At 66.8% G+C, this 14,765-nt stretch carries 19 protein-coding genes and 1 riboswitch; of the genes, 10 read left to right on the top strand and 9 right to left on the bottom strand.

Annotated features, from left to right (window positions below):
* The first annotated feature begins 2 nt into the window (after positions 1-2).
* From CG716_RS15045 to CG716_RS15030, 4 genes are read left to right on the top strand one after another with little or no spacing between them, the layout of a single operon-like run.
* A complete protein-coding gene (locus CG716_RS15045) occupies positions 3-545 on the top strand; it encodes a Na+/H+ antiporter subunit E (RefSeq protein ID WP_094480909.1) in 543 nt (180 codons plus the stop codon).
* Positions 542-817, top strand: coding sequence for a monovalent cation/H+ antiporter complex subunit F (locus CG716_RS15040; protein WP_094480907.1), 276 nt, complete (start codon positions 542-544; stop codon positions 815-817). Before CG716_RS15045 ends, CG716_RS15040 begins: the two co-directional genes overlap by 4 nt.
* Complete coding sequence (mnhG, locus tag CG716_RS15035; RefSeq protein ID WP_094480905.1) at positions 814-1,161, top strand: monovalent cation/H(+) antiporter subunit G; 348 nt, start codon at positions 814-816, stop codon at positions 1,159-1,161. The genes CG716_RS15040 and mnhG overlap by 4 nt, the downstream gene beginning before the upstream one ends.
* Positions 1,158-2,096 carry an SAM-dependent methyltransferase gene (locus tag CG716_RS15030; protein ID WP_094480903.1) on the top strand — a complete coding sequence of 313 codons (939 nt, stop codon included), beginning with the start codon at positions 1,158-1,160 and terminating at the stop codon, positions 2,094-2,096. The genes mnhG and CG716_RS15030 overlap by 4 nt, the downstream gene beginning before the upstream one ends.
* A gap of 4 nt (positions 2,097-2,100) precedes the next feature.
* Here the strand turns inward: CG716_RS15030 and CG716_RS15025 are convergent, their stop codons facing one another.
* The 6 genes from CG716_RS15025 to CG716_RS15000 form a co-directional block, all read right to left on the bottom strand.
* Positions 2,101-2,748 (bottom strand): LON peptidase substrate-binding domain-containing protein, encoded by a 648-nt coding sequence (locus CG716_RS15025; RefSeq protein WP_094480901.1) that lies wholly within the window; start codon positions 2,746-2,748, stop codon positions 2,101-2,103.
* A gap of 2 nt (positions 2,749-2,750) precedes the next feature.
* Positions 2,751-3,086, bottom strand: a complete 336-nt coding sequence (locus tag CG716_RS15020; protein WP_133066948.1) for a hypothetical protein — start codon at positions 3,084-3,086, stop codon at positions 2,751-2,753.
* 15 nt (positions 3,087-3,101) lie between these two features.
* Positions 3,102-4,250, bottom strand: a complete 1,149-nt coding sequence (locus CG716_RS15015) for a glutamate--cysteine ligase (RefSeq protein WP_094480998.1) — start codon at positions 4,248-4,250, stop codon at positions 3,102-3,104.
* The gene (gene sodC / locus CG716_RS15010; protein ID WP_094480897.1) at positions 4,231-4,947 is read right to left on the bottom strand and encodes a superoxide dismutase[Cu-Zn]; all 717 of its coding nucleotides are present in this window, start codon (positions 4,945-4,947) and stop codon (positions 4,231-4,233) included. Before sodC ends, CG716_RS15015 begins: the two co-directional genes overlap by 20 nt.
* 10 nt (positions 4,948-4,957) lie before the next feature.
* Positions 4,958-5,419, bottom strand: coding sequence for a LytR C-terminal domain-containing protein (locus CG716_RS15005; RefSeq protein WP_094480895.1), 462 nt, complete (start codon positions 5,417-5,419; stop codon positions 4,958-4,960).
* A 73-nt stretch (positions 5,420-5,492) separates the two neighbouring features.
* The gene (locus CG716_RS15000) at positions 5,493-5,801 is read right to left on the bottom strand and encodes a nucleoid-associated protein NapA (protein ID WP_094480893.1); all 309 of its coding nucleotides are present in this window, start codon (positions 5,799-5,801) and stop codon (positions 5,493-5,495) included.
* A gap of 126 nt (positions 5,802-5,927) precedes the next feature.
* Between CG716_RS15000 and CG716_RS14995 the strand changes: the two genes are divergently transcribed.
* The 3 genes from CG716_RS14995 to CG716_RS14985 are packed head-to-tail and all read left to right on the top strand — an operon-like array spanning position 5,928 to position 8,265.
* Positions 5,928-6,521, top strand: a complete 594-nt coding sequence (locus CG716_RS14995) for a peptide deformylase (protein WP_094480891.1) — start codon at positions 5,928-5,930, stop codon at positions 6,519-6,521.
* A 4-nt stretch (positions 6,522-6,525) separates the two neighbouring features.
* On the top strand, positions 6,526-7,431 hold the full coding sequence (locus CG716_RS14990) for an N-acetylglutamate synthase, CG3035 family (RefSeq protein ID WP_094480889.1): 906 nt from the start codon (positions 6,526-6,528) through the stop codon (positions 7,429-7,431).
* A gap of 18 nt (positions 7,432-7,449) precedes the next feature.
* A complete protein-coding gene (locus CG716_RS14985) occupies positions 7,450-8,265 on the top strand; it encodes an exodeoxyribonuclease III (protein WP_207760692.1) in 816 nt (271 codons plus the stop codon).
* Between the two features lie 3 nt (positions 8,266-8,268).
* Here the strand turns inward: CG716_RS14985 and CG716_RS14980 are convergent, their stop codons facing one another.
* Positions 8,269-9,288, bottom strand: coding sequence for an NADP-dependent oxidoreductase (locus tag CG716_RS14980; protein WP_094480885.1), 1,020 nt, complete (start codon positions 9,286-9,288; stop codon positions 8,269-8,271).
* 214 nt (positions 9,289-9,502) lie between these two features.
* Between CG716_RS14980 and CG716_RS14975 the strand changes: the two genes are divergently transcribed.
* Together CG716_RS14975 and CG716_RS29895 are read left to right on the top strand one after the other, a co-directional pair.
* Positions 9,503-9,787, top strand: coding sequence for a hypothetical protein (locus tag CG716_RS14975; protein WP_094480883.1), 285 nt, complete (start codon positions 9,503-9,505; stop codon positions 9,785-9,787).
* Between the two features lie 58 nt (positions 9,788-9,845).
* Entirely contained in the window at positions 9,846-10,217 is a 372-nt protein-coding gene (locus CG716_RS29895) for a hypothetical protein (protein ID WP_133066947.1), read from the top strand.
* Here the strand turns inward: CG716_RS29895 and CG716_RS14970 are convergent.
* Complete coding sequence (locus tag CG716_RS14970) at positions 10,183-11,880, bottom strand: MFS transporter (protein WP_094480996.1); 1,698 nt, start codon at positions 11,878-11,880, stop codon at positions 10,183-10,185. The two genes, CG716_RS29895 and CG716_RS14970, sit on opposite strands and share 35 nt — an antisense overlap.
* A gap of 265 nt (positions 11,881-12,145) precedes the next feature.
* Positions 12,146-13,000 carry a type IV toxin-antitoxin system AbiEi family antitoxin gene (locus tag CG716_RS14965; protein WP_234817859.1) on the bottom strand — a complete coding sequence of 285 codons (855 nt, stop codon included), beginning with the start codon at positions 12,998-13,000 and terminating at the stop codon, positions 12,146-12,148.
* An 87-nt stretch (positions 13,001-13,087) separates the two neighbouring features.
* Positions 13,088-13,196: riboswitch (TPP riboswitch) on the top strand.
* Between CG716_RS14965 and thiC the strand changes: the two genes are divergently transcribed.
* On the top strand, positions 13,186-14,760 hold the full coding sequence (gene thiC / locus CG716_RS14960) for a phosphomethylpyrimidine synthase ThiC (RefSeq protein ID WP_094480881.1): 1,575 nt from the start codon (positions 13,186-13,188) through the stop codon (positions 14,758-14,760). Its footprint overlaps the riboswitch before it by 11 nt.
* The last annotated feature ends 5 nt before the right edge of the window (positions 14,761-14,765 follow it).

Below are 14,765 nucleotides of genomic sequence, written 5' to 3'. Positions count from 1 at the left end.
TGATGAGAACATTGACGCTGCGGATCTGGACGCTGGTGTGGCTGACCTTGGTGTGGCTGCTGCTGTGGGGCACGGTGTCGGTGGCCAACATCCTCTCGGGTTTGGTGGTGGCGCTGGGCATCACCCTGCTGCTGCCTTTGCCGTCGGTACCGGTGCAGGGCCGGCTGCATCCGCTGTCGCTGCTCTGGCTGGTACTGCATGTGGCATGGTGGCTGGCTCAGTCGTCGGTCCAGGTGGCGTGGTTGGCGATCCGGCCGGGCGGCCCGCCGCTGTCCGCGGTGCTGCGGGGGCATCTGGCGCTGAAGTCCGATCTGGTGCTGGCGCTGGCCGTCAACATCATGAACCTCACCCCGGGCACGATCGTCCTGGAGATCGACCAGGCCCGGCGGCTGGTCTACGTCCACGTGCTCAACGTCGGGTCCAAACGCTCGGTCGAAAGGTTCTATCGGCAGGTCGACCAGCTGCAACGGTTGATGGTCGCGGCATTCGAACGTGATTCCGAATGGCGGCCTGCGGCAATCGAATCCGAGGAGGTCTCCCGATGACGATCGTCTGGGTGCTGTCCGGGGTGATGCTCGTGGCGGCGGCCGCGGTGACGATGATCCGGCTGCTGATGGGCCCGAGCACGCTGGACCGGCTGGTCGCCGTGGACACCCTGGTGGCGGTGACGATGTGCGGTGTCGGCACCTGGGCGGCGTTCAGCCTGGACACCACCGTGACCTACAGTCTCGCGGCGCTGTCGTTGATCAGCTTCGTCGGCTCGGTCAGCGTGGCCCGATTCCGGGTGCCCGACCTCGCCGAGAAGGACAAAACATGAGCAGCCTGGATCTGATGGCCGGGGTGCTCGTGCTGGGCGGTTCGGCGCTGGCGTTGACCGCGGCGATCGGCGTGTTGCGCTTCCCGGACACCTTGACCCGCATGCACGCCGCGACCAAACCGCAGGTGCTAGGCCTGCTGCTGGTGCTGGCGGGCGCGACGATCCGGCTGTCCGGCAACGCCGACGTCGGCATGCTCATACTGACCGCGATGTTCACCCTGATCACCGCGCCGGTGGTGGCACACCGTGTCGGCCAGCTGGCCTACCGTGAGCAGAAGGTCGGCGACGAGCTGACCGTCGACGAGATGCGTGACGACACCGAGAGAGCGAAGCCGAAGCCGTGAGCCGAACCGACGACGACACCTGGGACATCACCGAGAGTGTGGGTGCTACCGCGCTGAGTGTGGCCCGCGCCCGGGCCGTCGAGACCGATGCCGAGCACCCGCTCTACACCGACCCCTACGCGCACTACTTCGTCGAGGCCGCGGTCGAGGCGGGCTGGCGCTCGCCGTTCCTGGACCACGGGGGAGAGCGCGCGAAAGCGATGGCCGCCTACATCGCGTCGCGGACCAAGTTCTTCGACGACTTCTTCACCACGGCCGGCGCGAACGGCATCGATCAGGCGGTCATCCTCGCTGCCGGTCTGGACACCCGCGCCTGGCGGCTGCCGTGGATCGACGCCTCGACGGTGTACGAGATCGACCAGCCGAAGGTGCTCGAGTTCAAGGATCGGGTGCTGGCGAAGCATCATGCCCAGCCTGCCGTGCGCTATGCCGCAGTGGCGGTGGACCTGCGCCACGACTGGCCAATGGCGTTGCGGCAGGCCGGTTTCGATCCGTCCACCCCGACCGCGTGGTCGGCGGAAGGACTTCTGCCCTACCTGCCCGCCGTCGCCCAGGACGCACTGTTCGAGCAGATCGACGCCCTCAGCGCGCGCGGCAGTCATCTCTCGGTCGAGGCATTCGGCGAGGTGTTCTACTCCGCCGAGCAGCTGGACCGGCGCCAGAAACGGGTAGCCGAGGCGCGCCGTGCGGCCGCCGAGGCCGGCGGATCCGGGCCAGCAAGAAGCGAAGCGGAATCGCCCATGTCTGAGCCCGACGTCACCGGGCTGTGGTACATGGAGGCCCGCACCGACGTCGCGCAATGGCTGACCGAGCACGGCTGGGAGGTCAGCGCCATCGCCGCCGCCGACCTGATGGCGCGCTACCGGCGGCCGGCCCCCGCCGACCTCGAGGATCCTGTACCCGACACGGTCCTGCTGGACGCCCGCAAGATTTGAGCGCCTACTCCCCTGTGTCGTCAGTGGCGATCTGGAATTCGACCATGGCCGTGACGGTTTCGATGGCGTCGGTGAGCACGGCCACCCGCTCGGCCAGCGTCGGCGCGGCCAGTACCGCGTAGCGGTCGGCTTGTCCCATCGGCACCCGGGCGGCGAGCTCGTAGATGTGCCGCGACGGGTCATCGGCGACTTCGGGCTCGACCGCGAGCGCGTCCGACCGCAGTTGCCCGCCCCGCACGCTGAGGATGCGCTGGAACAGCGCGAGAATCTTGTCGATGACCCCGCCGATGTGCTCGGGGGTCACCGGTGCGCCTGGCTGGTCGGGCCAGGGTTCGACGACAGCGCGCGGGTACGGATCGTCGTCCAGCCACTCGAGTACCCGGATCCGTTCACCGACAACGGTTCTCAGTTGGTAGCGGCCCATCCCCTCGTCGGCGTGCTCGGTGATGTGGGCCAGTGCGCCGACGTCGCTACGTACGTCCCCGCCGCCGATCTCACGTCCTTGGGTGATCAGCACCACCCCGAACGCAGGATCGGTCATCGCCAGGCAGTCCTGCACGAGCCGCGAGTATCGTGGCTCGAATATCCGCAGCGGCAAGAACTCCCCGGGCAGCAGCGCCGACTGCAGCGGAAACATCGGTTGCGCGGCCATGGCTAGCGGATGCCCTGCCCCATCACCACGTCCTTCACCGGCGCGCTGGGGTCTACGAATCCGCAGAGCGCACCGGCGACGCCGGCCCACAGTTCGGGGTTCATCGCGACCAACTGGTTGCCGCTCTTACCAATTGCCTTGATCACTTCGCGGCGGGTGACCACGTCCATGGTCAGGTAGTCACGGCAGGTCGTCGTCGTCAGATCGGCGGGCGCGAGGTGTTTACCTGCCTCGCCCGGCGTCGCCACCGGAGTCCCCGCGATCGGCTCGGCGCATCCGCCGACACCGATCACCACCGCGGCGGCCACGACCGCCAGTCCCCATCGTCGAATCCTCATGGGCGCCTCCAATCGCTAGATGTCCAGCTCCCCGACCAATGAATCCACCACCGCGCGCAGGTCACCGCCACTGGCCTCGGCCACCTGGTGCTGGCGTTGATAGGACGCACCGCGCCGCGGAATATCGGCGACAGCGGCCAATTCGTCTGCGCAGTACAAAGATTCGGCGACCGGCTGCAACCGGGTCAGCAGGTCGTCGAGGTCCTCGGTGACCAGCCGCTCGTTGCTGTCGGCATCGAGGATGATGATGGCGTCAAGGCCGTAGCGCGCCGCGCGCCACTTGTTCTCCTGCACATGCCAGGGCGGCATCACCGGCAGCTGCTCGCCGGCGTCCAGCCTGCGGTCCAGGTCGACCACCAGGCAGTGCGTCAACGCGACCAGCGCCGCGAGCTCCCGCAGATTGGACACTCCGTCGAACACCCGCACCTCGATGGTGCCCAGATGCGGCGACGGCCTTATGTCCCAACGGATCTCGTTGATGTGATCGATGATGCCCGTCTTCTTCTGGTCGTGCACGAACCACTCGAACTGGCGCCACGTCTCGAATTGGAAAGGCAGACCGGCAGTCGGCAACTGCTGGAACATCATGGCGCGGTTGCTGGCGTACCCGGTGTCGTCACCGGCCCAGAACGGCGAGGACGCCGACAGCGCCAGCAGGTGCGGATACTGGTTGAGCAGGGACGAGATGATCGGCATCACCTTGTGCGCCGAGGACACCCCGATGTGCACATGCACGCCCCAGATCAGCATCTGGCGTCCCCACCACTGAGTGCGCTTGATGAGTTCCGCGTAGCGCGGCGCGTCAGTCAGCTTCTGCGTCGACCAGGACGCGAACGGATGGGTGCCCGCGCAGAACAACTCCATGCCGCGCTCGTGCACGATCTCGCGGGCGCTGCGCAGCGTCGAACGAAGGTCCACCATGGCCTCGTCGACGGTGTCGCACACCCCGGTGACGACCTCAATGGTGTTGCGCAGCAACTCCTTGTGCACATGGGGGCTTTCGCCCACATCGGCGATCACCGCGGCGGCCTCATTGCTCAGGTCCCTGGTTTCCGCGTCGATCAGCGCGAACTCCCATTCGACGCCGAGGGTGGGCCGGGGTGACCCGGCGAAGTCGATCCGGCCGGGCTTGGCCGTGGGCGGCTTAGCCGGTACCGATGACACCACACGCCACCCGCTTGCCGGCGTCACCGGTGGCCATCGTGGTTTCGTCGGGGCCGGGTGCGCCACCGTTGATCTGCTGATAGCGCTCCGGCGGGATGTTGGCGAAGTTGTCGGAATCCGCGTGGATGATGATCGCCGTTCCGTTGCCGGCCAGCAGATCCTGCTTGGTGAATGCATTGGTGGTGGTCACCAGCAGCGCAGTGCCGTCATCGCGGACCTGCAGCGAAGCCAGATCACCGCTGGCCGGATGCGTGGTGTGGCCGCTGACCTGGAAGTGGCCACCGGCGGACAAGAAGTCGCCGGGCGCACCGCCGGTCGGGGCCACCGAGTTGGCCTCGCACTTGGCGAACGAGTGCAGGTGCAGGCCGTGGAAGCCGGGGGTCAGCTTGCCGCCAGTGGTGGTCTGGACGGTAACCGTGGCGAAGCCGTCCTGGAATTCGAAGGTGGCGGCGGCAACCTGGGTGCCGTCGGCGGTTTTGATCTGTGCGGTCAGGGTGTCGGCGGCGGCGGGCGCCTCGGGCGCGCCGTGCGATCCTTCGCCCGCAGCGGCCGGCGCCGACGACCCGGTCCAGACCGGCGGTGGGGTACCGGGCTGCGTGGCGATCGGCTCGTTGGGGCTACATGCGCTCAGTAGCGCGACGGGAACAACGAACAGGACAGCGGCGGCAGTTCTCAACGGGCTCACAGGCATGACCATGTGCCGAAGCCTATCCGGTCACCAAAACGATCACGCCCGGTGGCTGGTCGGCAATTTCGGGAATTCTCGCTGCCACCGGCGCACTGAGCACCTTGGCCACGGCTTCGGCGGCAGCCTGTTCCCCGTCGGTCGTACCGTAGTAGACGGTCGTGGCGGGAATCGGGGGCACTTGGAGGTTGCTGGTCTCGGTGACGTTCCAGCCGGCTTCGCGCAGCCGGTCACCGATGCGCGTGGCGGCGCCTTCGCCTTCGCCGACGTTGAACACCCGCACATCGGCCTTCGGGGCCGGCGCGGCCGAGGTTTTGCTCGTCGTGGTGGTGACGGTTCGCGCCGAGGTGTCGTCGCTGCTGCTGTCGCTGCCCGAGCCCATGGCCTGGAAACCGACCAACAGGAAGATCACACCGAGGAACAGCAGCACCATCACCATGGCCCGCAGCGGCAGCCCGGAGGAGTCAGGTACGCGGTCGTTCATCGCGCCCACTGTAACGGGGGCTGGACGCGCATCGCGAAAACGCTCATCGCCCAGCACCGCCAACGAAGAAAAATCAGGGAACCTCGAAGCCGAGTCGCCGGGCCGCACGCGCCTTCTGCCGGCTCGCCCGCAACCGTCGCAACCGTTTGACCAGCATCGGATCAGCCGCCAGGGCCTCGGGGCGGTCGACCAGGGTGTTCAGCACCTGGTAGTAGCGAGTGGCCGACATGGAGAAGAGCTCCTTGATGGCCTCTTCCTTCGCGCCGGCGTACTTCCACCACTGCCGCTCGAAGGCCAGGACGTCGTATTCGCGGCGAGTCAACCCATCGGGAAGGTCGGCGTCGTCATTAGACCGCTCGGCCCGTGCCATGGCGCCGTCCATTTCGATCTGCTGACCCTTTCGAAGACCCTGAGAAGACATCCCTATGCTCGGCGCTCATTCAATCACGGTTGTGCCGGTTGGGACGGCAGCCAACCCCGCGCGTCGGCTGACTTAAGCTTGCCGATCATGGCAGTGAGACCAATCGTGATTTTGGGTGATCCCGTTCTACATACGCCGACACAACCCGTGCCGGTTGCAGCCGACGGTTCGTTGCCCGAAGATCTGGCCGATCTGATCGCGGACATGTACGACACGATGGACGCGGCGAACGGAGTCGGGCTGGCGGCCAACCAAATCGGCGTCGGACTGCGGCTGTTCGTCTATGACTGCGCCGACGAGCGCGGCAAGACCCCGCGCCACCGAGGCGTGGTGATCAACCCGGTCCTGGAGACCTCGGAGATTCCCGAGACGATGCCCGACCCGGATGACGACGACGAGGGCTGCCTGTCGGTGCCCGGCGAATCGTTTCCGCGCGGCCGCGCGAAGTGGGCCCGGGTGAACGGGCTGGACGCCGACGGCAACCCGGTGACGCTGGAGGGCCACGACCTGTTCGCCCGGATGCTGCAGCACGAGACCGGACACCTCGACGGCTTCCTCTACGTCGACCACCTGATCGGCCGGCATGCCAGGGCGGCCAAGCGCACCGTCAAGGCCAACGGCTGGGGGGTGCCCGGCCTGTCGTGGATGCCCGGCGAGGTGCCCGACCCGTTCGGTCACTGAGCCGATGGCCAGCCTGCCGCCGGTCGGCAGCCGGGTGAGCATCCGTTACCGCTTGCCCGCGGGCACGACTCCGCCGCTGACCGATGTGATCGGTGAAGTGCGGGCCGTCGACCCGGTGATCGTGGTGCGCACCAAGTCCGACGGCCTGGTCGAGGTATCACCCGGCGACGTGGTGGCGGTGCGGGAGCTCAGCGTGGTTCCGGTGCGGGCCTCCGCGATTCGGGCGCTGGAGCACGCGGCGGCCCTGGCCTGGCCGGGAACCGAACAGACCTGGCAGGACGGCTGGCTGCTACGGGCCGCGGGCGGGTACACCAGTAGGGCCAACTCGGCTGTGCCGCTGGATTTTTCGGCGACCATCGCCGCGTTGCCGCCGATTGTTGACTGGTACCGGCAGCGGGGGTTACCGGCATGGCTGGCGCTGCCGGAGCGGCTGTCGCCGATCCGGGCCGAAGGCGTCAAGCACACCCGGGTGATGGTTACCGAGCTGGCCGCGGGCGAACCGGACCCGGCGGTGACGCTGCTGGACCGTCCCGACGCAGCGTGGCTGACGACCTATGAACGCGACGTGCCGGCCCAGGTCCTGACCGCGGTCGTCGACGGAGAGGTGGTGTTCGCGGCGGAGCCGACCGCCGCGGTGGGTCGCGGCGCGGTGACCGTCGCGCCGGATGGCACGCACTGGCTGGGGATCTCGGCGGTCCGCGTGAGCGACGAGCACCGCAGGCGCGGGCACGCCCGTCGGCTGTGCCAAACGCTGCTGGCGTGGGGTGCCCAGCGCGGTGCGACCCGGGCCTACGTGCAGGTGCTCAGCGACAACGAACCGGCGATCCTGCTATATCACTCGCTGGGCTTCCGGCTGCACCATCACCACCGCTACGTCGATGCCGTGTCGTTGACCGGTCGTACGCTGTAGCCCATGCCCGCCGACGTCCTGCGCCTGGCCACCTGGAATGTGAATTCGATCCGCGCCAGGGTGGATCGCGTCGTCGACTGGCTGCGGCGCGGCGACGTCGATGTGCTGGCCATGCAGGAAACCAAATGTGCCGACGACCAGTTCCCCACCATGCCGTTCCTCGAGGCCGGCTACGAGGTGGTGCATTGCGGGTTCAACCAGTGGAACGGGGTCGCGATCGCCTCCCGGGTCGGCCTCGACAACGTCGAGGTCGGTTTCGAGGGCCAGCCGTCTTGGGGCAAGGACGGCACGGACGCCAAGGCGGAGGCCCGCGCACTGGCTGCCACTTGCGCAGGGGTTCGGGTGTGGAGTCTCTACGTGCCCAACGGCCGTACCCTGGCCGACCCGCACTATCAGTACAAGCTGGAATGGCTTGCCGCCCTGCGTAATACGGCCGAGCAATGGTTGCGTGACGATCCGCAGCAGCCCATCGCGTTGGTCGGCGACTGGAACATCGCACCCACAGACGAGGACGTGTGGGATATGGCGGCGTTCGCCGGTGCCACCCATGTCTCGGAGCCAGAACGCGACGCGTTCAACGCCATGATCGACGCGAAGTTCACCGACGTGGTGCGCCCGTACACCGCCGGCCCCGGGGTCTACACCTATTGGGACTACACCCAGCTGGCCTTCCAGAAGCGCCGCGGTATGCGGATCGACTTCATCCTCGGCTCACCGGAATTGGCGGCACGGGTAACGCACGCCGAGATCGTCAAAGACGAACGCCGTCCGGGTAAGAAGGGCGATCCTGCGCCCAGTGACCACGCGCCGGTGCTGGTCGACCTGAGCCGCTGAGCCTCAGACCGGCGAGGGTTCGCTGACCTTCACCAGCATCTTGCCGATGTTGGCCCCGGTGAACAGGCCGTTGAGCGCGTCGACACAAGACTCGAGGCCGTCGAACACGGTCTCGCGATGCACCAACTTGCCCTCGGATTCCCAGCGGCGCAGATTGGCGAACGCCTCGTCGAAGCGGCCCCACATGTCCAGGGCGTTGAACCCCTGCATCGTGGCGGTCTTGGCCAACAGGTTCACATAGTTGGCCGGTCCGGGATGCTCCCCGGTCAGGTAGCTGGAGATGACGCCGCACAACACCACCCTGGCTTTGGGGGCCAGCCGCCCCAACACCGCGTTGAGGATCGGGCCGCCGACGTTGTCGAAGTAGACGTCGACGCCCTTGGGGCAATGCTGTTTGAGTGCGGCCGGGATGTCGTCGCGCTTGTAGTCGATGCAGGCGTCGAACCCGAAGTCCTCGACGACGGCCCGGCACTTGTCCGGGCCGCCGGCGATTCCGATGACGCGGGCCCCGGCGATCTTGGCGATCTGGCCGGCGACCGAGCCGGTGGCGCCGGCGGCGGCCGACACCACCACTGTTTGCCCTTCCTGCGGGCGGCCGATGTCCGTCATCCCGAAATAGGCGGTGGCACCGGTGGGCCCGTACACGCTCATGATCGCGAGTTGGTCGGTTTCGCCCGGGATGGGCGTGCTGAAAAGGTCGTCGCGGATGATGGCGTAGTCCTGAAAACCAGTGAGGGTGGTGACGATGTCGCCGACGGCGAACGCCTCACACCGGGATTCGACGACCTCGCCGATGCCCGCCGCGCGGATGACCTCACCGAGTTGCACCGGCGGCAGGTAGCTCGGCTGATCGTCGAGCCAGGTGCGCACAGCCGCGTCCAGCCCGACATAGGTGGTGCGCAGCAGCGCCTCACCCTCGGCGAGCTCGGGGGCGGCCGTAGTGATCAGTTCGGTGTCGTTGGGTTGCACCAGGCCCGACGGGCGTTGGCGCAACAGGATCTGGCGGTTCGTCAGCACGGGCACGGACAGTGAAGCTACCGAAGGCGGCGCCGGTTTGGAGCCCAGATGAGACAGGCTGCGCGGTGTCGCCGACACATCGGCTTCGGACAAGGAGGCCGCCCTATACGTCTATGCCACCACCGGTGTCGCGCCCACCCGCATGGATCCGACATAACGGCAGGTGAACATTGGGTGATTCGAGTGGCGACCGGCGGTGAATGACGCCAGCATGTTTGGGATGGGGTCGTTTGTGTCGGTTTACGTCGATTGGGCAGCAACCATCGAGCATGTGCGCGCGGTGACCACAAGACTGCCGCTGCCCGCGGGAGTGCTCCGCGTCGACGTGGTCGAAGCCGGCGACACATTGGGATGTCGTGTCGCCGTCGACTTGACCGGAGATTTCGACGAACAGCGGGACGGCCCACGGATCGCCCGGTCCTACGCGGCTGCACTCTCGGAGACGCTCGCCGTGCCAGCTTTCGCGCTGAACGACCTGATTCTGGTCGGCCGTTCGGATTGGTGAACCCCGGTAGTCGGTGACTCGTCACGATCTGTTCGCGCGGGTGTGCTGGGCTTAGCCCGTGAGTTCGGACGCTGACATCCTGATTCCCAAAAGCACTGCCCATCAAGCGTTGACGTGTATCGACGCGCTGATCGAGCTCTATCGGCGGGAACGGCCCGCGGGAGGTTCCCGGGTCGTCGGCGACCTCATCGAACTGCGCGAGGTGGTCGCACAGAGCGTACGGGCCTCGCGTGATCGCACCGCTCGCCTGGCACCGGTCACTCTGGTCAGGGTTTCCGATCGCCTCAGGGCTTGTGCCCAAGACGAATTGGGGCCCGACGAGATGCAGGCCGCGATGTGGCGGACCGCAGGCCGGCTGCACCGCTGGGTGGTCGAGGGGACCGCCGCGCCGGTGATTACTCCTCGACCTTCGCCTGCTCGGCCTCGATGATCGCGTCGGCCGCGTAGCGGCCAGGGTTGAACAGCGACGCGATCGCACCGATCACCATCATCAGCGCGGCGGCGCCGAACACCACCGTCAGACCGGAGTGGAACGGCTCGGTGATGAGGTTGGGGAAGAACGTCTGCCCGGTCAGCACCTCGACGTTCACGCCCGGCTGGTGGAGCGCGTTGAACGGCGCCAGTAGTTCGGCGATCGGGTTGTAGCCCAGGAACGCAGCGAACAGGCTGCCGACGGGCGGCAGATTGGCGACGTCATGGGCGACCGACGCGGAGACACCCTGCGCCTGCAGGCCCTGGCTCATCGCGTCGGGCAGGGTGTGTGCCAGCCCGACGATCATGAGCGAGAAGAAGATTCCGATCGACAGTGAGTTGCCGGCGTTGAAGAACGTCGACCGCACCCCCGATGCCGCGCCGCGCTGGGCGGCCGGGACGCTGGACATGATGGCCGCCGTGTTGGGGGCGGTGAAGATGCCGCCGCCGAGGCCGTTGAGGAATACCAGCACCGCGAAGATCCAGTAGTTGAAGTTCACCGGGATCAGCAGCAGCGCCACAAATGTGGCGGCCATGAGCAGCATGCCTGCCACGGTGAACGGCCGCGCGCCGAACCGGTCGGCCAAGGACCCGGCAATCGGCGCGGCGGCAAGGAAGCCGAACGTCGCCGGCAGCAGATAGATGCCCGCCCACAGCGGTGTGGATTCAAAGCTGTAGCCGTGCAACGGAAGCCAGATGCCCTGCAACCAGATGATCAGCATGAACTGCAGGCCGCCGCGGCCCACCGAGGACATCAGTCCGGCGAGGTTTCCCATGCCGAACGACGCCGACCGGAACAACCGGATGTCGACCATGGGCTGCGCCACCCGCAGCTCGATCAAACAGAACAGCACCAGCAACAGCACGCCGCCGATGATGGAACCCAGCACCATCGGGCTGGTCCATCCGGTCGTCGAGTTGCCGTAAGGCTGGATGCCGTACGTGATTCCGATCAGCAGGACGGTCAGGCCGACACCGAACGTCACGGTGCCCGCCCAGTCGACCCGGCCGGGGCTGCGCACTCCGAGTTCCTTGAGTGAGCGCACGCTCCAGATGGTGCCGAGGATGCCGATCGGCACACCCACCCAGAAGATCGCCTGCCAGTGGATCTCGGAGAGCACGCCACCGATGAGGAGGCCGAGGAACGAGCCGGCCACCGCGGCGACCATGTTGACCCCCAGCGCCATGCCGCGCTGGTTGGCGGGGAACGCGTCGGTGAGGATGGCCGACGACGACGACATCAGCATCGCGCCGCCGACGCCCTGGACCACCCGCCAAGCAATGAGCCAGATCGCGCCGCCGTCGAGATGGAACGGGTCGAACGACAGCGCAACGGCCGACAGCGTGAAGACAACGAAGCCGATGTTGTAGATCTTGACTCGGCCGTACATGTCGCCGAGGCGACCGAAGGGCACCACCAGCACAGCGGTCACCACCAGATAACCCATCAGCATCCACAGCAGGTAGCTGACATTGCCCGGGGCCAGCGGGTTGAGTCCGATGCCGCGGAAGATGGCCGGCAAGGAGATCAGGACGATCGAGGCGTTGATCGACGCCAGCAGAATGCCCAGCGTGGTGTTGGACAGCACCACCCACTTGTAATGCGGGTGATCGTGGTCCATCCGGCGGCGACGCCGGTCGGTTTCGGCCAGGGCAGGGTCGAGCTCGGTCGTCACGGCGAATCTCGTTTCGTATGCAAGCGTCTAGCAAAGAGCAAACGGGGCGCCTGCGGCGCAATAACGCATATGTTAGCTATACAAATCATGTAGGGCCAATCGTTAATCCCACACTTACTGCGAGCGATGCCCCGTCGAATTTCACCTTTCGCAGGAAAGAGTTGAGTGCACCGGCACGAAACGTGAAAATCAATCCGAGAGGGGTCCGTGCTCACGGTTTCCAGCCGCGAGAGAGCAGCATTCGGGTGGCACGCTCGATGATCTCTGCATCGCGGTCTTCCTTGATGACGTGATCGACCGTCCAGCCGAGGTTCTCCACTGTCGCGCGCAACCGGAGATCCTTGACGTACGCCCGGCGGTCGGTGCGGTGCACGTCGCCGTCGTACTCCGAGCCGACCCGAAAACCCTCCCATCCCAGGTCGAGGAGCCGTACCACCCGCCATCCATCAAAGACCGGGACCTGGGTTGCGGGACGCGGGAGACCCGCATCGATGTACAGCAGCCGCAGCCGGGTCTCCCGCGGCGAGGCCGCCCCACCATCCACCAGGGGCAGCACGCCGGCCACCTGCCTCAGGCCGCGCACGCGGGGATACCGCTTGGCCAAGACGTGCACATCCTCGACGGAGAACACCCCGTTACGCATCAGTGCATCCAGACGGGCAGTCGCCTCGCTGCGCCCCAGATGCCTGGCGAGGTCGAAGGCCGCGCGGGCGCGCACCACCACGGGAAGGCCCGCCACTGTGGTGATCTCGTCGGACGCCAGCGACTCCTGCCGGACCACCAGACCCGGTTGCGGCCGGGCGTGGCGCGGGGATATCAGCTCAATGGTGGTGTCGGCATCAACCCAGTTCGCGCCATATAGCCCAGACGCCGCCACACCGGTGATCACCGCCTGCCGCCCGGTGGCCAACCACGCGGCCTTCGCCCGGTCCCACAGCGTCGTCCGCGAATCCCTTGGCACATACACGCCGCGGAACACCGGCCGGTACCAACGCGCCAATTCGCTTCTGGTCAATCGACCATCCGACAGAGCCTCACGTCCGACGAACACCTCCCGCTTCGCCATAACAGGCAGCCTGCCGGCGGGCACTGACATTCATCCAGCCGCTTCGAGCGCCGACGGGTTGCCGGTGGGTTACTGTGGGCCTCGGAACAACAACCACACGGGAGCGCACGCCGAGTGCGCTGAGAGGACGGCTAGGGCCGTCGACCGTAGAACCTGTCCGGGTAATGCCGGCGTAGGGAGTGAAAATGACCGATCGCTTTGTCGAACCCACCGTCACCACCGGCCCGATCGCCGGCAGCACGAAGGTCTATCGCCAACTCGGTGACGGCATCCGGGTGCCATTTCGCCGGGTCGGCCTGGCGGATGACGAGTACCTGGACCTCTACGACACCTCGGGTCCCTACACCGACTCGCACGCACTGATCGACCTGCACGCCGGCCTGCCCGCACGGCCAGGCGTGGTCGCCGACCGCGGCACCCAGTTGCAGCGGGCCCGTGCCGGTGAGATCACCGCCGAGATGGCGTTCATTGCGGTCAGGGAGGGAGTACCGGCGGATCTCGTTCGCGACGAGGTGGCGCGCGGGCGGGCCGTGATTCCCGCCAACCATCGTCACCCGGAGAGCGAACCGATGATCATCGGCAAGGCCTTCGCCGTGAAAGTCAATGCCAATATCGGCAATTCGGCCGTCACCTCCTCGATCGGCGAGGAGGTCGACAAGATGGTCTGGGCCACCAGGTGGGGCGCCGACACCATCATGGACCTGTCCACCGGCGCCGACATCCACACCACCAGGGAATGGATCCTGCGCAACTCCCCCGTGCCGGTCGGCACCGTGCCGATGTATCAGGCGATGGAGAAGGTCAGGGGCGATCCCACCCAGTTGAGCTGGGAGATATACCGCGACACCGTGATCGAGCAGTGCGAGCAGGGTGTGGACTATATGACGGTGCACGCCGGCGTTCTGCTGAGCCATATCCCGCTGACCGTCAAGCGCGTCACCGGGATCGTCAGTCGCGGCGGATCCATCATGGCCGCCTGGTGCCTGGCCCACCACCGAGAGTCGTTCCTGTACACCAACTTCGACGAGCTCTGCACCATACTGGCGCGCTACGACGTCACCTTCTCACTGGGCGACGGCCTGCGGCCGGGTTCGATTGCCGATGCCAACGACGCGGCCCAGTTCGCCGAGCTGGCCACCCTGGGTGAACTGACCAAGGTCGCGAAAGCCGCTGGGGTGCAGGTGATGATCGAGGGGCCCGGCCACGTGCCGATGCACAAGATCGTGGAGAACGTCCGCCTCGAGGAGGAGCTGTGCGACGAGGCGCCGTTCTACACTCTCGGACCGTTGGCCACCGATATCGCCCCGGGCTATGACCACATCACGTCGGCGATCGGCGCGGCGATCATCGCCCAGGCCGGCACGGCGATGCTGTGCTACGTCACCCCGAAAGAACACCTCGGGCTGCCGAACCGCAAGGACGTCAAGGACGGCGTGATCGCGTACAAGATCGCCGCCCATGCCGCCGACCTGGGCAAGGGGCACCCGCGAGCACAGGAACGCGACGATGCGCTCTCCCGGGCCCGGTTCGACTTCCGCTGGCACGACCAGTTCGCCCTGTCCCTGGATCCCGACACCGCCCGCGAGTTCCACGACGAGACGCTGCCGGCCGAACCGGCCAAGACCGCACACTTCTGTTCGATGTGCGGACCGAAGTTCTGCTCCATGCGCATCACGCAGGACATTCGCGATGCCATGGCGGCCAAATCCGAGGAGTTCGCCGCACACGGCAACCGGGTGTACATCCCTCTGGAAAACTGACTGCC

The organism is Mycolicibacterium sphagni (genome assembly GCF_002250655.1).
Taxonomy (GTDB): Bacteria; Actinomycetota; Actinomycetes; order Mycobacteriales; family Mycobacteriaceae; genus Mycobacterium; species Mycobacterium sphagni.
This window is presented reverse-complemented; position numbering and strand designations above follow the sequence as displayed.

Coding starts and splice junctions, on each gene's coding strand:
- CG716_RS15045 (WP_094480909.1), top strand. CDS start 3: ATGAGAACATTGACGCTGCGGATCTGGACGCTGGTGTGGCTGACCTTG.
- CG716_RS15025 (WP_094480901.1), bottom strand. CDS start 2,748: ATGGCCGCGCAACCGATGTTTCCGCTGCAGTCGGCGCTGCTGCCCGGG.
- CG716_RS14970 (WP_094480996.1), bottom strand. CDS start 11,880: ATGGACCACGATCACCCGCATTACAAGTGGGTGGTGCTGTCCAACACC.
- CG716_RS15000 (WP_094480893.1), bottom strand. CDS start 5,801: ATGGACGGCGCCATGGCACGGGCCGAGCGGTCTAATGACGACGCCGAC.
- sodC (WP_094480897.1), bottom strand. CDS start 4,947: ATGGTCATGCCTGTGAGCCCGTTGAGAACTGCCGCCGCTGTCCTGTTC.
- mnhG (WP_094480905.1), top strand. CDS start 814: ATGAGCAGCCTGGATCTGATGGCCGGGGTGCTCGTGCTGGGCGGTTCG.
- CG716_RS15005 (WP_094480895.1), bottom strand. CDS start 5,419: ATGAACGACCGCGTACCTGACTCCTCCGGGCTGCCGCTGCGGGCCATG.
- CG716_RS14965 (WP_234817859.1), bottom strand. CDS start 13,000: ATGGCGAAGCGGGAGGTGTTCGTCGGACGTGAGGCTCTGTCGGATGGT.
- CG716_RS15040 (WP_094480907.1), top strand. CDS start 542: ATGACGATCGTCTGGGTGCTGTCCGGGGTGATGCTCGTGGCGGCGGCC.
- CG716_RS15020 (WP_133066948.1), bottom strand. CDS start 3,086: ATGAGGATTCGACGATGGGGACTGGCGGTCGTGGCCGCCGCGGTGGTG.
- CG716_RS14995 (WP_094480891.1), top strand. CDS start 5,928: ATGGCAGTGAGACCAATCGTGATTTTGGGTGATCCCGTTCTACATACG.
- CG716_RS14990 (WP_094480889.1), top strand. CDS start 6,526: ATGGCCAGCCTGCCGCCGGTCGGCAGCCGGGTGAGCATCCGTTACCGC.
- CG716_RS14975 (WP_094480883.1), top strand. CDS start 9,503: ATGGGGTCGTTTGTGTCGGTTTACGTCGATTGGGCAGCAACCATCGAG.
- thiC (WP_094480881.1), top strand. CDS start 13,186: ATGACCGATCGCTTTGTCGAACCCACCGTCACCACCGGCCCGATCGCC.